Origin of the sequence: Nostoc sp. (assembly GCF_036917755.1) — a bacterium.
Classification (GTDB): domain Bacteria; phylum Cyanobacteriota; class Cyanobacteriia; order Cyanobacteriales; family Nostocaceae; genus Nostoc.
The window spans coordinates 1-14,431 of the sequence record NZ_JBALFC010000045.1 but is presented as its reverse complement, the minus strand read 5'-3'; the positions used below and the strand labels follow the sequence as shown (position 1 = coordinate 14,431).

At 41.8% G+C, this 14,431-nt stretch carries 10 protein-coding genes and 1 pseudogene; 5 read left to right on the top strand and 6 right to left on the bottom strand.

The window, feature by feature from the left end:
• Nucleotides 1-56: 56 nt before the first annotated feature.
• A complete protein-coding gene (locus V7L05_RS11460) occupies nt 57-1,019 on the bottom strand; it encodes an RNA-guided endonuclease InsQ/TnpB family protein (protein ID WP_335164270.1) in 963 nt (320 codons plus the stop codon).
• A 451-nt stretch (nt 1,020-1,470) separates the two neighbouring features.
• Here V7L05_RS11460 and V7L05_RS11455 point away from each other — a divergent pair, with 451 nt between their 5' ends.
• Together V7L05_RS11455 and V7L05_RS11450 are read left to right on the top strand one after the other, a co-directional pair.
• Entirely contained in the window at nt 1,471-3,015 is a 1,545-nt protein-coding gene (locus tag V7L05_RS11455) for a DUF3131 domain-containing protein (RefSeq protein WP_335164269.1), read from the top strand.
• 587 nt (nt 3,016-3,602) lie between these two features.
• Complete coding sequence (locus tag V7L05_RS11450) at nt 3,603-4,514, top strand: hypothetical protein (RefSeq protein ID WP_335164268.1); 912 nt, start codon at nt 3,603-3,605, stop codon at nt 4,512-4,514.
• Between the two features lie 76 nt (nt 4,515-4,590).
• Here the strand turns inward: V7L05_RS11450 and V7L05_RS11445 are convergent, their stop codons facing one another.
• Nucleotides 4,591-4,749 (bottom strand): hypothetical protein, encoded by a 159-nt coding sequence (locus tag V7L05_RS11445; RefSeq protein ID WP_335164267.1) that lies wholly within the window; start codon nt 4,747-4,749, stop codon nt 4,591-4,593.
• Between the two features lie 249 nt (nt 4,750-4,998).
• Nucleotides 4,999-6,570 carry a glucosaminidase domain-containing protein gene (locus tag V7L05_RS11440; protein ID WP_335164266.1) on the bottom strand — a complete coding sequence of 524 codons (1,572 nt, stop codon included), beginning with the start codon at nt 6,568-6,570 and terminating at the stop codon, nt 4,999-5,001.
• Between the two features lie 874 nt (nt 6,571-7,444).
• Between V7L05_RS11440 and V7L05_RS11435 the strand changes: the two genes are divergently transcribed.
• Both V7L05_RS11435 and rsmI read left to right on the top strand, forming a co-directional pair.
• Complete coding sequence (locus tag V7L05_RS11435) at nt 7,445-8,422, top strand: bestrophin family protein (RefSeq protein WP_335164265.1); 978 nt, start codon at nt 7,445-7,447, stop codon at nt 8,420-8,422.
• A gap of 292 nt (nt 8,423-8,714) precedes the next feature.
• On the top strand, nt 8,715-9,575 hold the full coding sequence (rsmI, locus tag V7L05_RS11430; RefSeq protein WP_335164264.1) for a 16S rRNA (cytidine(1402)-2'-O)-methyltransferase: 861 nt from the start codon (nt 8,715-8,717) through the stop codon (nt 9,573-9,575).
• Here rsmI and V7L05_RS11425 read toward each other — a convergent pair.
• Entirely contained in the window at nt 9,540-9,734 is a 195-nt protein-coding gene (locus V7L05_RS11425) for a type II toxin-antitoxin system HicB family antitoxin (protein WP_335164263.1), read from the bottom strand. The genes rsmI and V7L05_RS11425 overlap by 36 nt on opposite strands.
• Complete coding sequence (locus tag V7L05_RS11420) at nt 9,734-9,988, bottom strand: type II toxin-antitoxin system HicA family toxin (protein ID WP_335164262.1); 255 nt, start codon at nt 9,986-9,988, stop codon at nt 9,734-9,736. The genes V7L05_RS11425 and V7L05_RS11420 overlap by 1 nt, the downstream gene beginning before the upstream one ends.
• Before the next feature lie 405 nt (nt 9,989-10,393).
• On the opposite strand from V7L05_RS11420, the gene nifJ reads away from it, so the two are divergent.
• Nucleotides 10,394-14,050, top strand: a complete 3,657-nt coding sequence (gene nifJ, locus V7L05_RS11415) for a pyruvate:ferredoxin (flavodoxin) oxidoreductase (RefSeq protein ID WP_335164261.1) — start codon at nt 10,394-10,396, stop codon at nt 14,048-14,050.
• A gap of 173 nt (nt 14,051-14,223) precedes the next feature.
• Here the strand turns inward: nifJ and V7L05_RS11410 are convergent.
• Nucleotides 14,224-14,431: pseudogene (locus V7L05_RS11410) on the bottom strand (hypothetical protein); the annotation flags it as partial.

The window sequence follows — 14,431 nt, the reverse complement described above, 5'->3', positions numbered from 1 at the left end:
ATCCTTTTGAGGATTACCCCATAGAGGCTAATCATCCCCCGATTTCTCGGTTTAGATTAAACGAATCGCACACAAGTCTTGGTGGATGGATACCACCTATCAATAAATACAACAAGTTTGTTTTTCTTTTTGGCAATCCATTCCAGTATTTGTAGAAATTCACCAAAAGCCAAATCTGATATCTTTCTTCCCCAAAGACGTTGCATCCCTTTGAGGCTTAGGGTTTCAAAACACAGCACATCAAACCTGTCAGTTAACTCATGGGCTAATTTCCACGCGCCATCGCGTCTTTTGTTAGAAATATCTTCGTATCTACGTACCAGATTCTTTCTAGCTCTTTCACGATTAGCTGAACCTTTTAACTTTTTGGAGTGATGTCTACTGGCTTTTTTTATCAGGGTTAGCGACTGTTTGAAAAATTGGGGAGACTCAATTGTTGTCCCATCTGAGCAAGTGAGAAATGCTTTCAGACCAAAGTCAAAGCCAGCAATTTTACTTGTCTTAACTTCAAATTCTGGTTCAGCGCAATTGTCAACAACCACAACCATAAACAACTCACCCAACGGTGTGCGCTTAATGGTTAGTGTTTTGACTGTTCCTTCTATCTCTCTAGACTTCCAAAACTGATAAACACGACTACCAATTTTTATTCTGTTGCCACCCAAAAACTTATAACCCGCTTGCTTGAGGGTGAATGATTTGTATTTTTTTAGTTTCTTAAATCCTGGTGGTCTAACTCCTTTCTTATTGTGCTTAAAAAACAATTGGTAGGCTTTCTCTATGCGTTGACAGATATCCTGTACCGCCTGAGAACCTACGGATTGCCAAAAATCTTTACGCTTCCTCAATTTAGCAATATGAGACTGAAGTTTTGCACAACTTAAATGCTTCCCCCATATTCGGTAGTAGCGTTTATGGAGAGCAATACAATGGTTATAAATCACCCCAGATGCATTGATAATTCGCTTGAGGTATCTATTCCGTTTGTGTTGATAGAGCTTAAACTTCAGTGTTTTCATATTAGCCATGATACCATGAATGGGTAGCCATTGGATAGCAAGATGAAAGACAGGCTGAGTATACGGGTTGACCCTGAAAGGCTTGAGAAATTAAGAAGAGTTGCCAAACAGAAACGCAAGACGATGACTCAGTTGATTGAAGACTGGATTGATAGACTACAGGAAGAAAAGCCGCTCCTTTAGGACGGGGCTTTAAACCCATTAATTCCGGTAAATAATTATCCTTGCGGGGCGGAATGTAAATTTTAAGAAAATAGAATTCAGGAGTCAGAATTCAGGAGTCAGCATTCAGAATTAAATTCTGTTGACAATCTTTCGGGAGTCGCACTTCCACATCCCGTGAAAAGTCAGGTGAACTTCTGGGTGTTAGTTAGATATAAAAGTTGGGAAGAATGTATTTGGTGAAATTACGCAAGCAACGCTGACTTACAAGATGAGGCTTTAAAAAAGCATGAGTTCTGATTTTAAACCGCCGCCTAAGAGCTTGTCCATACTAGCTTCTGTAGGAGGAGTAGTTACAGCTGCGATCGTGATCGCAATTTTAAATGTTTGGTCTAAGCAACTTTCCCAGACTTCTATAAAAAAACCGGAAATATCAGCATTCCAAACTGCTTCACGGCAGTTGCTACAACCAAAAAAACCCCAACGCCCTGTCTCTGGTGCTAAAAAAGCTGAAATAATTGCCAGCCTGGATGCGAAATCTGTAGTTTTCCCAGGTAAACCCATTCCTAAGAAGCAACTAACAGTAGCGATAATTCCCTATCTTGCTCCTGGAGTTGGAAAACTCACCCCAGAGGAAACGACAACTGCGCGTCTGGCTTGGTCATATTTCCAGCGCAACTGGAACGATAAAACTGGCTTGGTGAATTCCGTTGATGGCTTTACCTCTGTAAGTATGTGGGATCAGACAGCAGCGATCGCAGCTTTGGTCAGTGCTAGAGAACTCAATATCGTGCCTGCGGCTGAATTTGAAGCCAAAATGAGCAAAATGTTGAAAACACTGGCATCTATGCCCTTATACAAAGGTGAACTACCTAACAAGGTCTACAATGCAAAAACCCTTGTACCTGTTAATTATGGTCAACTAGAAAAACGCGAAGAAATTGGTTGGTCAGCCATCGATTTGGGAAGGATGGCAATCTGGCTAAAAATTGTCGGGGCAAAGTATCCACAAATGCGATCGCTAACGGCAGCAGTTTGGAAACATTGGCAAGTCAAGCGTCTGACTAAAAATGGCCAAATGTACGGTACTGCCGTGATCAAAGGCAAAGAACAGTATAACCAAGAAGGTCGCTTGGGTTATGAGAATTATGCTGCCTATGGTCTAAAGCTTTGGGGCTTGGATGTTAAGCAAGCCTTAGATTATCAGTCCCATGCTGCCTTTGTTAATCTTTACGGACAGGGAATTCCTTACGATCGCCGCGACTATAAAAACTCTGGAGCTAATAACTACGTTCTTAGCGAACCCTATATTTTAGATGGCATCGAAACTGGGTTTCAAGCTTTGCCTAAAACTTATGCTGATCGGATTTTAGCTGCTCAAGTAGCGCGTTATCAAGCCACAAAACAATTAACTGCTGTCACCGAAGACAACTTAGATCGCCCTCCATACTTTGTTTACAGCAGCTTGTTTGTCAACGGAAAACCTTGGGCAACCATTACAGATACCCGACAACAGCGCAACGATTTGCGATTTTTGAGTGCCAAAGCTGCGATCGGCTGGCATGTGCTTTATAACACTGCTTATACTCGCCAGTTATTTGATTTTGTCCAAGCTAATCTCAAGTCAAAAGATGGCTGGTACAATGGTTTTTATGAGTCTTTGCGTCAACCGAATAAAACTCTCACGGCCAATAATAATGGCGTGATTTTAGAAAGCTTGCTGTATAAGCAAGTTGGACAGCCGCTCACGGTTTGGGCAAGAGTTAGGAGCCAGAAGTCAACCAAGAGGGTTATGATAACACCGCAAGTTACAGCTAAGATTCTCAGGCAATAGATTTAGGTCATCTAAGTAAGTCGGCGTTAAAAAATCAAATTATGTGACGAAATGTAAAATCAGTAAACAGCTTATAAATGAGTAATTCCACAGTTTTTACAAAACTAAACATACATACCTAATTGCAATCACCAGACAGGTAAGAAAGACTCAGACCAACGGGTTCATCGTTGTGGTGAATGTGGATTTGAAACTAGTAGAGACATTGCTGCTGCTATGGTAGTGATGCAGCGTGGACTAAGAGCCGTAGGGCACACGGTCAAGATGTTTGGCGAGGGGTTAAGCACTAGCTCCCCATTGACCCAAGAATCCCCCGTTTTCTAAACTGGGGAGTGTCACTATACAATATTCATAATGAAACCTTACTTCATCGACTTGCGAGAAAAAATAGTAAAGGCTTAGTCTCAAGGTAACACCTCAATCAGAAAAGTAGCTGAGAGATTTGGTGTAGCCAAAAGCTTTGTAAAAAAACTACTCTCCATGAATAAAATTCAAGGTCATTTAGAACCGAGACAACAAGGTGGAGCTTTGAAGGGTGAGTTGGATGAATATGAAGCTCATTGTCCATTTTAAGTTAGAGTACGAAAATGTCAAAACTACTAAGTGCCCAAACAAAAAATACTCATAGGACACCATCTTTTTCAACTAATACAGTCCAGGGAACGTTTGAGTCTCGTCCTTTTATGATGCAACAGCAAACTCCAGAAAAATCAATTCTGCCTGATTTGAAGACATCTCTAATCCAGAAAGAACGTTACGGTCATCATCTTCGTAACATTCAGTCTATGGGTGCCTTTACATCTCAAGCAGTACAGCCAAAGAGAAATGGTGGAACTATAAATGCTGGAGTTATTCAATTGGTGGGACTGGATACTGATGATGAGGACTCAGAAGATGATGATAAGGACTCAGAATATATTGAACCGAAATCTAACAGACGGAATGCTTTAGGATTAAAAATTCCAGAGCCATTGAGAATCCAGCATTTTAATCAGGGATTAAGTCCGGGCAAAACACACTATACATCACCTTTCGGCAACAGACATGACGTAGATCCAAACCACCCTACAGGCAGGCTTGCAAGTGGACATGCCTTAGAAATGGATCATAAAGTAGACTCAGTTGACATTATACCGGAGGTTGACAGACTTGCAACGGCTGGAAATTTATCGCCTGGAAGTACTGACGCACGCCACCAACAAGCTCATGCATGGCCTAGTAATTTCCAGTTAATTAGTCATGCGGAACATGTAAGTAAAGGTGGAAGACATCATACAGGAAATGGTACAAACACTCAGCAACGAGAAGCCAGGCAACTTGTTGATGCCGTTTTCCAACAGCCTATAGATCAGGCAGAACGACAAAAACGTCAAATTAAACACGCGTCTCAAGGGCATCCTTATTATTCCAATCATCCTAATTATGTACCGAATGCCAGTCACCCGGCTCATCCTAGCGCAATAGCACCTCGCCGTTCAACTCGCAAAAAGCGAGATTAAGATGAAGTGTAAAAAGCGCGGCGCTGGTAAGTCAAGCAGTGGGGTATAATGCAGCTAAAAAAGTGTTTAACGACATCTAGTAAAAAACGGCTAACACAGACCATCGAACCCCGGCATCAGTTTTGGCTTGCCAGTCAATCTCTTCTCTTAGTGGTACTAATTTGGCAGCAGTAACAACGGTTGTTGTTTTACCCTGTAAGGCTGGAATTAGCCCGTGATAACCTTCAGCTTCCATCAAGTAAATATTTTGCCAATGTTCTGTTCCATCTCAACTTTGGCACGGATACTCCTTTCATAGAGTCCCTTTGCACGTCGAGCGACTTCTTCACTACTGGGTATAGGATGGGACATACATAATCCCCTATTTGTGTTGCTAGATTCCTCACTTGATTGTAGAGCAGAAGTTACAATCCATATCCTCTCGATGCGCCAAAATGTATGCTCTCAGTTATTGGTGAGTCATTCTGCTAAAGTCGGGCTTTGTCTAGCTTTTTATTGGTGGGTTAATTTCAAAGTGAATATGATGATCGTGACCAATCATCGGAGTACAAAGCCCCTCTTTAATTAGCTTTTTATCGTTGAAGAAAACCGCCCCCGTCTGTACCAGCTTTTGTTTGCGAATAGACTTGAGAATAGCTCGCGTAGTATCTTGATCATATTCAGAACTCGACCAAAAAATGCCGCCAAAATCGCCATTATTTTTGGGCAAGAAAACATCGCACATCATGCCAGTTTCATGTCCATGATGGTCGGGAGTATCGCCTCCATGAGGAAGGCTAACATCATTAATTGCAAATAAGGCAGCTTTCGGATGAGTCTTGCGATAACTATTTTGATAGTCTTGGGCAATTTCTTTGATTACATCAGCTAACCAGTGTGTCCCATAATCGTGGTTATCTTGGATTTCTGCTAGTTCACCGTTAATCAAACCATTGTCAGGGTCGCTGTTTGGCATTAATACCCAGCGTGGTGCATTAGCTGCTTGTAACCATCGATGAGTCGTTTCACCAACATCAACTCGACCATCACCATTAACAGTACTGCGACCTGCAATGATTGACTGAAATAGTTTAATTGCGTCAAATAGTCCTCTGTCTCTGTCTGCACTCTTAGGATCGCCTACCCATGTGTAGCCTAGTTGATGCAATCGCGCTTTAATTGCCTTCACATCATCAGCTTTATTTACTGCGCCAATTCCCACACTACCACTGAGTTTAATTACCTTCGCTCCTGATAAACTGGATGCTGTAGGTTGTTGAGTCTTCTCATCATCCTGATGATCGTAAGGAAGAATCACTTTAATCTGGAGCTTGAGAGTTTGATCAGCGATCGCAATTATCATCGCGCGATCGCCTTCTTGTTTAAAGACGAAATCAAATTTCCACTTGCCATCTTCTCTGATTGGTACATTAGGGGCTGGAAATTTATCATCAATCATTACCAACAAAACTTTACCACTATCGGCTAAACGTGCTACACCTTCAATTCTGAAACTTTGCCCTACTTCCACTTCTTGAGTTGCACGAATTAGCTGAAGTTTTTCCACTAATGTGGGAATGACAACTCTCTCTGCATTAGCCAGCAATTTCTGGGCTTCTGGAAGCAAGTTTACAACTTTACTGACATAGTTAGAATCAGTTGAATAGCCTTTACCTTTTAGAAAGCCAAGGAAGTTTTCTGGCGTATTTGTATGTTCTTCTAAGCCTTTATAAGGAGAACGAGCTAAAAACTTCCAATAACCAAAAATAAAAGCATTAACATCTGCGAATTTACAGAATTCAACTTCTTCTGGTTCTGAAGGAACTTTCATTTTCAAAGGCTTGGCAAACCCTTTCATATCAGGCTCTCGCCATTTCAATCCAGCAAAATTATTAGCATTCACAGCTAGATAACTTTCGCCCCTAGCAGATTCTAGCAACCACTGAGCGAGATTAACTTCTTTTAAAATCTGCCGATTTATCTCAGAAATTTTGTCAGCTTCAATCCCAACTTTGGTAAAAATTACTGCTAAATCCTGATGAAGATAATTATTAACCAAATTATCTAGTAATGACATCACTTTGTCCTCTGAAAAAGTCTTGGAATAGGAATTTTAAAATTTCCTGAGATTCCCAACTTATCTCAGAAGCCGGGAATCTTGTTGTTGAGGAATGATTTAGATAGAGTTAACCTGTTGCTCCTATATCTGGAGGGCAATTGAGTCCGGGAGCATCTCAATGAGTGTAAAAAGCCTTGTAAAACCTCACCCCAACCCTCTCTTTGGTAAGGAGAGGGAGCAAGAATCTTGTTTCTCATCTGGTAATTTGCAAAACTGAGATGCTCCCATTGAGTCCAATATCAATCCCAAATTTCATAGAGTTGATTTCCTTTTTATAGCTTGAGAGATAAGCATTATCTAATTACACTGTATTAATTATTAACCCAAATGCGTAGGCGTAGCCCGTGGTAGACATCGCTCTGTCGGTGATAAAAACTGAGTATTTACGGTAAATAAATCTAAATTTTGGCTAATTATCTCATAAATCGGAAAATACCACGAAGTTTAACCAATATAAGTAGAAAACCAAGTTGATGGTAAAGAATGGAAAGACAGTCATAAATTTTCCTACCGAAAGAGGGTTCACAGAAATAAATTTTAATGTTAACGTTACAATTTATGTTGATTATAGTTGCACGAAAGTCGCTATCTGGAAACCTACATCTTGTATATAAGCTGTTCCACATTTAACTTGCATAATTAGGGCGGGCAAGAGGCCCAACGCCACTTGCTTCAAGTCGGGGAACCCGCCCAACGCAGTGGCTCCCCCACAAGAGTTATGTTTAATTCGGTTATGCAAATTAGATGTTTTTCAGCTTATCTGGCTTCAGCAAGATAACTTTAGCTAAAAAAGCTAGTTTCCTAATTGATGTAATCGTCAAACCTTACCAATATGAAACGACCTAACTATTTTCAAAATAATTCCAAAAACTCTTTAATAGAAAAGTATCACCTTTACAAAGGCGAAAAGTTGAACTGGCTTCAAGTAACTCTTCGGCTTGAAAGGTCAATTATTTCTCTGATTTTTCCTTGGGTACTTTTTTGTACTGCCTATGGAGTTTTAATATCATTTTTCTATCATTTAGGAGTACCAATAGCATTTTCAAATCCTAACAGTATTGTTACTAATGCTGTTTTAAGTTTTAATATTGGTTTTACATTACTATTAGTTTTTCGGACGAATACAGCCCATGATAGATTTTGGGAAGGTCGTCAACTATGGGGATCTTTAGTTAATACATCTCGGAACTTAACTAGGGGGATTTGGATAATAGTTAAAGAGAAGACACCGCAAGATAGAGTAGAGAAAGAGGCAATAGTTCGGTTAGTAACTGCTTTTGCAGTTGCAATGAAGTTACATCTAAGATCAGCACCTTTAGACACTCAGTTAGCATCCTTAATGTCTGAAAAACAATATTTACAACTCCAAGATACTAATCATCCCGCGCTACAAATTGCTTACTGGATAGGAGATTATTTGCAGGATCAGCATGACCAGAATTGTCTAAATGTCTATCAACTGACGACTCTACATAACTGCGTAGATGATTTAGTAGATATTTTAGGTGGTTGTGAACGCATTTTAAAAACGCCACTGCCTTTGATATATACTATTAAACTCAGGCAACTGTTATTAATTTTTTGTCTAATATTACCTTTGGAAATTGTGAGCTTTTTGAATTGGTGGACTGGTATAGTAATGGCTTTTGTAAGTTTTACATTATTAAGTATTGAACAAATTGGCTCAGAAATCGAAGAACCTTTCGGGTTTGATCCCAATGACTTACCTTTGAATGCGATTTGCAATACAATCTCAAACAATGTTGAAGAATTAATCAGACTTGCTTCTAACAGTGTTCGTTCGTCCTAAATATGTAAACAAGTTTTACCAGAACTTCTCACCGAATTTTAGATTTTAAATTTTGGAAAATGGAATTGAAGATTCAAAAGCGTTCGGTTGTAGGAAGTGGCGCGGTAGACCCGCCCACGCAACTTTCCCCAAAATCTAAAATTAATTGACAGAGCAAGTGACTTGATTGCTCTTTTCAATTCTTTAATCTAAAATCTGTCTTGAAAAGTTTGCTCAACGGGGGGAACCCCCGCACGCAACTTTTGTCTCCGACCCGCTCTTCGCGTTCGCAAAATCTAAAATTGTGTGACTCATGCAAACCGATCCAAAACCAGGAACACTTTACGTTGTCGGCACACCAATTGGCAACCTGGAAGATATGACCTTTCGAGCGGTGCGAATTTTGCAGACTGTCGATATCATTGCTGCGGAAGACACTCGTCACACAGGGAAACTGCTACAGCATTTTCAAGTTAAGACACCCCAGGTGAGTTACCACGAACATAATCGTACTAGCCGCATCCCAGAATTATTAGAGCATTTAGTTAACGATAAAGCGATCGCTCTTGTGAGTGATGCTGGAATGCCAGGAATTTCCGATCCGGGATATGAACTGGTGAAAGCCTGTATTGAGGCGGGAATTCCGGTAGTTCCCATTCCTGGCGCTAGTGCAGCAATTACAGCATTGAGTGCAGCTGGATTACCAACGGATCGGTTTGTTTTTGAAGGCTTTCTCCCATCTAAAAGTCAACAGAGACAACAACATTTAGAATCTCTGCAAACAGAATCTCGCACATTGATTTTCTATGAATCACCCCACCGCTTGCGAGATACTTTGCAAGACTTAGCAGAGGTTTGGGGAAGCGATCGCCAAATTGTGCTAGGACGAGAGTTAACTAAATTGTATGAGGAATTTTGGCGGGGGACAATTGCCGAAGCGATCGCTCACTACAGCCAGCGAGAACCCCAAGGTGAATATACATTAGTCGTGGCGGGAATTCCAGCCAGTCAGCCCCAGCTTACAGAAGAGGAATTGAAAGCCGAATTGAAACAGTTAATTAGTCAGGGAATATCGCGATCGCAAGCTAGCCGTCAGTTAGCAAAATTTACTTTCCTTCCCCGTCGCCAACTCTATCAACTAGCTCTTTCTATAGTCCTCACTCCTGAGTCGTAAACCATCTTCTAGCATTCCTTCTAGATGAAATTCAATAGCTTCTGCAATCATCTGCTTGACTTCTTCTAAAGTTTCACCCACAGCTACACAACCTGGTAAATCAGGGACATAAGCGCCGTAGCTAGTTTCTCCCTTTTCAATCACAACTGTATAAAGCATCAGTCTTCCTCCAATTGAGCTTGTCTCCAGATATTTTTCAGAGTGCCAATTGGCACATCCATATTTGGCTTACCAAACACTGTTACAGTACCAGGTTTATCTGGATGTTTGAACTGTCGATGACTACCTTTAGTTCTATCAAGATACCAAGCATCAGCTTCTAGTCGTTTGATAACTTCGCGTACTTTGATGCTACTACTTATCTGTACAGATAAAATTTCTGTTACAGATAGAGTCGCTAATTGAGAAGTCAAAAGTCAATAAGATTTCCTCATTTTGGGAAATTTCCTCATTTCGGGAATATTTTGGATTCAGAGATTCCCGACCCTATACCCCACAAAAAAGAATAAATTAGCTTAAAGTCTTATCAAACAGAGACTTTAGTTATTGAGTACATTATTAATACATATTAATAGATGCACTATTGCAGATGAGATATTAATAGATGCAGTATTTATTTAGAGTTAACTTAAGAGCCGAAAGTCATCAATAAATCATCCTTTAAACAAGGGTAAATCTCGCTACGGTTCGGATAATATCCCTCTTTTTACAGTTATCAGTAATTCGTGTTCACTAATTTGTTGGCTCTGGCTATTTCTGATTCTTATATTCACACGTTCTGAATAATCCAGCTTAAAGGCGGGGACAAAAATCATATTATGAACAAAACCTTTGCAACTATTGACGGGAATGAGGCTGTCGCCCGTGTCGCTTACAAATTAAATGAAGTGATTGCCATTTATCCCATCACCCCCTCTTCAGCAATGGGTGAATGGGCGGATGCTTGGTCAGCAGAAGGTCGTTCTAACCTCTGGGGTACTATTCCCAGCGTCGTGCAAATGCAGAGCGAAGGAGGAGCCGCAGGCGCTGTGCATGGAGCATTACAAACAGGTTCCTTGAGTACTACTTTCACGGCATCTCAGGGGTTATTGTTGATGATACCCAACTTCTACAAAATTGCTGGTGAACTGACTAGCGCTGTGGTTCACGTTGCAGCCCGTTCCCTGGCTACCCATGCTTTATCTATTTTTGGCGACCATAGCGATGTGATGGCAGCTCGTGCTACTGGTTTCGCCCTGCTGTGTTCTGCTTCAGTGCAAGAAAGTCAAGATTTTGCTCTCATCGCCCATGCTGCTACCCTAGAAGCGCGAGTCTCGTTTATGCACTTCTTTGACGGCTTCCGCACCTCCCATGAAGTGCAGAAAGTCAAATTGCTGTCAGATGACGATTTGCGATCGCTAATTCACGATAACCTAATACTCGCACACCGCGCCCGTGCGCTGACCCCAGATCGTCCAGTATTGCGCGGTACAGCCCAAAACCCCGATGTCTACTTCCAAGGACGTGAAAGCGCTAACCCTTACTACAACGCTTGTCCAGAAATTGTCCAGCGCATCATGGATCAATTTGGAGAACGCACGGGAAGGTATTATAAAATCTATGAATATTACGGCGCCAACGATGCCGATCGCGTTATCGTTCTTATGGGTTCAGGTTGTGAAACCGTCCATGAAACGATAGATTACCTTAACGCCCGTGGTGAAAAACTTGGTGTAGTGAAAGTGCGACTTTACCGCCCCTTTGATGTCCAAAGGTTTGTTGCAGTATTGCCAACTAGTGTAAAAGCGATCGCTGTTCTTGACCGTACCAAAGAAGCAGGTAGCGCCGGGGAACCGTTGTATTTGGATGTTGTTGCTGCTATCCATGAAGCGTGGGGAGCAGGGGGAGATGAGGGAGTAGGGGGAGATGAGGGAGCAAAATCTTTCTTATCCCCCTCATCCCCCAAAATCATTGGTGGTCGCTACGGTCTTTCTTCCAAAGAATTTACTCCGGCGATGGTGAAGGGTATTTTTGACAACCTTGCTCAAGCTAAACCAAAAAATCACTTTACTATTGGGATTAATGACGACGTTACTCATACTTCCTTGAGCTTTGACCCCAACTTCTCCACAGAATCGGATAATGTTGTTCGGGCTATGTTCTATGGATTAGGCGCCGATGGTACTGTTGGGGCTAATAAAAACTCCATCAAGATTATTGGTGAAGAAACCGACAATTACGCCCAAGGCTACTTTGTGTTTGACTCCAAGAAATCTGGCTCAATGACCGTCTCTCACCTACGCTTCGGCAAAGAGCCAATTCGCTCCACTTACCTAATTGACCAAGCCAACTTTATTGGCTGCCATCATTGGGGATTTCTGGAACGCATAGATGTTTTGAAAGCTGCTACTTCTGGGGCGACTTTGCTGATTAATAGTCCATATAATGCAGATACCGTCTGGGAAAATCTGCCGCTCAAGGTGCAGCAGCAAATTATCGAAAAACATTTGAAGTTATACGTAATCGATGCTAGCCAGGTTGCCCGCGAAAGTGGCATGGGTGGACGTATTAACACTATTATGCAGGTATGCTTTTTTGCTTTAGCGGGTGTCTTGCCACAGGAAGAAGCGATCGCTAAAATCAAACAAGCGATTGACAAGACTTATGGTAAAAAAGGCGCAGAAGTTGTCCGCATGAACTTACAAGCTGTAGACAACACCCTAGACAACTTGCATAAGGTAGATGTACCACAGACAATCAACAATCCAAAATCCAAAATCCAAAATCCAAAATTGCTAGACTCCGCCCCCGAATTTGTGCGAGAAGTTCTGGGCAAAATCATGGTATGGGAAGGCGATGACTTACCTGTTAGCACCCTACCCGTTGATGGCACTTTTCCCGTAGGTACTGCCAAGTGGGAAAAACGTAATGTTGCTGAAGAGATACCTGTATGGGAGCCGGATGTCTGCGTACAATGTGGTAAGTGCGTGATGGTTTGTCCCCACAGTGCCATCCGTGCCAAGGCTTATCAAGCGGATGAGTTAGTCAATGCACCGGGAACCTTTAAATCAACTGGTGCAAAAGATAAAGACTTTGCCAATCAAAAATTTACCATTCAAGTTGCCCCAGAAGACTGCACAGGATGCACTATTTGTGTAAATATTTGCCCTGCTAAAGATAAATCTCAGCCATTGCGTAAAGCGATTAACATGGCGCAGCAGCTACCTTTACAAGAGCAAGAACGGAAAAACTGGGATTTCTTTTTGAGTTTACCCAATCCTGATAGGCGATCGCTAAAATTAAACCAGATTCGCCAACAACAACTGCAAGAACCTTTATTTGAATTCTCTGGTGCTTGTGCAGGTTGTGGTGAAACACCTTATTTAAAATTATTAACACAATTGTTTGGCGATCGCGCCGTCATCGCCAATGCTACAGGTTGTTCCTCAATTTATGGTGGGAACCTCCCCACAACTCCTTGGACAACCAACGCCCAAGGACGCGGCCCCGCATGGTCTAATAATCTATTTGAAGATAACGCCGAATTCGGTTTTGGCTTCCGTCTTTCTCTGGACAAACAAGCTGAGTTCGCGGCGGAATTGTTGCAGCAATTGGGGAGTGGGGAGTGGGGAGTGGGGAGTGGGGAAATTCACCAATCAACAATTCCTGGTGATTTAATTCAGTCCATTCTCAAAGCTGAACAAAAATCTGAAGCTGACATTTGGGAACAGCGCGAAAGAATAGAACTGTTGCAGCAGAAGTTAGATGAAATCGTAACTCTCGAGCCCAATCTCAAATCTAAAATTCAAAATCTCAAATCCCTTGCAGACTACTTGGTGAGAAAAAGCGTCTGGATTGTTGGCGGTGATGGTTGGGCTTATGATATTGATTTTGGCGGTATCGATCATGTAATTGCCAGTGGTCGAAATGTCAACATCTTGGTGATGGATACAGAAGTGTATTCTAATACAGGCGGTCAATCTTCCAAAGCTACCCCACGAGCAGCAGTTGCTAAATATGCCGCCAGTGGTAAGCCTGCACCTAAGAAAGACTTGGGTATGATTGCCATGACCTACGGAAATGTCTACGTAGCGAGTGTAGCCCTTGGTGCTAGAGATGAACATACTCTCAAAGCATTTCTAGAAGCAGAAGCTTATGATGGGCCATCACTGATTATTGCTTATAGCCATTGCATCGCCCACGGGATTAACATGACTACAGGGATGAATCATCAAAAAACTCTGGTAGAATCAGGTCGTTGGTTGCTGTATCGGCATAATCCAGAATTGCTCAAACAGGGTAAAAATCCTTTGCAATTGGATATGCGATCGCCTAAGCAATCGGTAGAAGATTCGATGTATCAAGAAAATCGCTTCAAAATGCTCACCAAGAGCAAACCCGACGTAGCCAAGCACTTATTAGAACAAGCTCAAGCTGAAGTAGATGCACGTTGGCAGATGTATCAATATTTGGCAAAGCGTGATGTTAATGACTAAGTGACATCTCTCCGAACTCACGGCTACGGTGAATTAGCCCCCTTAATCCCCCCGATATATTGGGGGGAAACAGGAATCTAGTTCCCTCCCCTTTATATATAAGGTCCGGGTTAGGGTGGGGTAAAACCTTGGTTAATCAGCTATTTCAGACTTGTGTGTACACAGTAGCCTTACTAAGGAGAGGGACAGGTGAAAGCGTAGCAGAACCAGGGTGAGGTTAAGCTGTACTTCACTAGATTAGGAAACGCTATAACATCGTGATGTTCATGAGAAACATCGTGATGTTCATGAGAAACATCGTGATATTCATGAGAAACATCGTGATGTCCATGAGAAACATCGTGATATTCATGAGAAACATCGTGATATTCATGAGAAACA